The sequence below is a fragment of the Coleofasciculus sp. genome, from assembly GCF_046539235.1.
Classification (GTDB): Bacteria; Cyanobacteriota; Cyanobacteriia; order Cyanobacteriales; family Coleofasciculaceae; genus Coleofasciculus.
Map to the genome: position 1 here is coordinate 1 of NZ_JBKHHI010000612.1, position 2,543 is coordinate 2,543.

At 43.4% G+C, this 2,543-nt stretch carries 1 protein-coding gene; it reads left to right on the forward strand.

What is annotated here, in order from left to right:
* Window positions 1–61 precede the first annotated feature (61 nt).
* The gene (locus tag ACLFWI_RS29255; protein WP_446415848.1) at window positions 62–1,969 is read left to right on the forward strand and encodes a heavy metal translocating P-type ATPase; all 1,908 of its coding nucleotides are present in this window, start codon (window positions 62–64) and stop codon (window positions 1,967–1,969) included.
* Window positions 1,970–2,543: the final 574 nt, after the last annotated feature.

Here is a 2,543-nt window from a genome sequence, read left to right on the forward strand (position 1 = left end):
TTGACCTTGACATTAATGTCAAGGTTTAGGATGAGTCAGTCGGGGACTCATCCATCATCAAATGAAAAAAATCATCGCAGAACATGGGGATACTTGGGCGGCAGTAGCCTGTGCTGTCTTGGTATGCCTGGGTTGGCTTTTTCTCCAACTTGGCTGGTTAGGATTAGCGTTATTTATCCTCCCAGCCGCCTATGTGATTGGAGGTTACGATAGTGCGAAAGAGGGACTAACGACTCTGTTTGTTGAAAAGGAACTCGATGTTGATTTATTGATGATCATAGCTGCATTAGGGGCAGCATTTTTAGGCGTTTGGCAGCGGGACTATTTCCTGATTGTTGATGGCGCGGTATTAATTCTTATCTTTGCCATCAGTGGTGCATTAGAAGATTACGCCATGAAACGAACCAGCCGTGCGATTAGCAGTTTGATCGGATTGACACCCGATACCGCACGGGTTATCCTCCAGGGTCAAAACTGTCAGATTCCGATTCAAGACTTGAAAATCGATGACAAAATTTTAGTCAAGCCTGGAGAATTAATCCCAACCGACGCCTTGATTATTGAAGGTGCAAGTAGTCTCAATGAAGCCTCTATCACTGGAGAGTCGCTCCCTAGAGAAAAAACCGTGGGAGATGAAGTTTTTGCTGGCACAATTAATGGGGCTGGGGCGTTAATTCTGCGAGTGCATCAACCTCCTGAAAGTAGCTTGATTCAACGGGTTATTCGTTTGGTCAAGCAAGCTCAAACGGAAGCGCCGCCATCTCAACTGTTCATTGAACGCCTAGAACGCGGTTATGCGAAAGTAATTGTAGTTTGTGGTATCCTGCTGGCGATTCTCCCCCCTTTTGTTTTTAATTGGGATTGGCAAACGACAATTTATCAGGCTTTGGTTTTTTTGGTTGTTGCGTCTCCCTGTGCATTAATGGCGGCAATTATGCCGACGCTGCTATCGGGAATGACGAATGGGGCGCGACAGGGTATTTTGTTTAAAAGTGGCGCTCAATTGGAGGTAATCGGCAAAATACGAGCGATTGCCTTTGACAAAACGGGAACTCTGACGACTGGAGAACCAAAAGTTATCCAAATTATCAGTGTTGATCGAGACGATGAAGATAGGGTTTTGTTAAAAGCGGCGGCTGTGGAAGCCTATTCCGAACATCCTATTGCCAAGGCAATTGTGCAAGCCGCTATGGATAAATCCTGGACGTTAGTATCGGCTACGAATGTATTGTCTCACACCGGTTTTGGGATCAGTGGTGATGTTGACGGGGAAGCGATAAAAGTTGGTACAGCTAAATTTATTCGATCCGAAATTACTCACTTCCCTACAACTCTAATCGCAGAAAGCGAACGCCTGAAACAAGACGGTAAAACCATTGTTTGGGTGGCGGCGGCGGGTAAACTATTGGGAATTATCGCCGTTGCTGATACAGTACGTCCGGCGGCTGCAACTGTGATCAAAGAATTGAGACAACTGGGCATCGAACAGGTTATTATGCTGAGTGGTGATAGCCAAAGCACGGCAGGTTACATCGCCCATCAGCTAGGAATTGATCATGTTTATGCCGGACTTTTACCAGAAGATAAAGTTAAGGTGATTCAAAGGTTGAAAAAACAAGATCAAACTGTAGCTATGGTTGGTGATGGTATCAATGACGCCCCAGCTTTGGCAACTGCATCTGTGGGAATTGCTATGGGAACTGCTGGGAGTGATGTGGCTTTGGAAACTGCCGATGTTGTCTTAATGGCAGATCGTTTAGAAAAGTTAACGGCTGCGATTCGTTTAGGTCGTCGTGTGACTCAGGTGGTTACCCAAAATATTGGGTTTGCTTTGTGTAGTATTGGTTTGTTATTAGTGGCTAATTTTACGATTGGTATTAGCCTTCCCCTCGGTGTTATTGGACATGAAGGTTCTACCATATTGGTGATTTTGAGTGGTTTACGGTTGCTTAGAAATAATACCAACTGAAGTTTAGACTACTCAAGCTTTGATAATTTAAACGATTCTTTCCCCCAGAAAGGTTTAAATTTTCCAATCAGATTCCCGTATTAATAAAACGTCATAATTGCTCGTTTTTTACCTCGTTTTGGCAAAAAGCTACGAATTTTCAGGGGTTGCAGCGATTGTGAGAGACTTGTGCGGTTTTCAAGTATACTATCTATGGTGGGTTTTTTATGGGTAAAAACAATTTTGCTCCAGCTAAACCCCTTGAATCTGCGTAAGACTTTGTATAATTTATGGTTTTCGTCTCACGGCTAACCTCCCCCTTGGACATAAGTATTTTGTTGGACTTATGATAAGAATCATTACTAAGTATTGACAAAAACACAGATTACACAGATGGAATGACAGTTTCTCGAACACTGAATAGTCAGGCGCACAGATTGACACAGACAACGAAATAAATTCCCCACAAGCGAATCATTTTTTTATCCCGAACCAATCATCTTTTCATCCTTGACCAGATTGCAGTTGGAAACTTCCCGGCAGATAGAACAGCGAGTCTTTAAGGAAAATAATCGGAATTTGAGCTATTGACAAG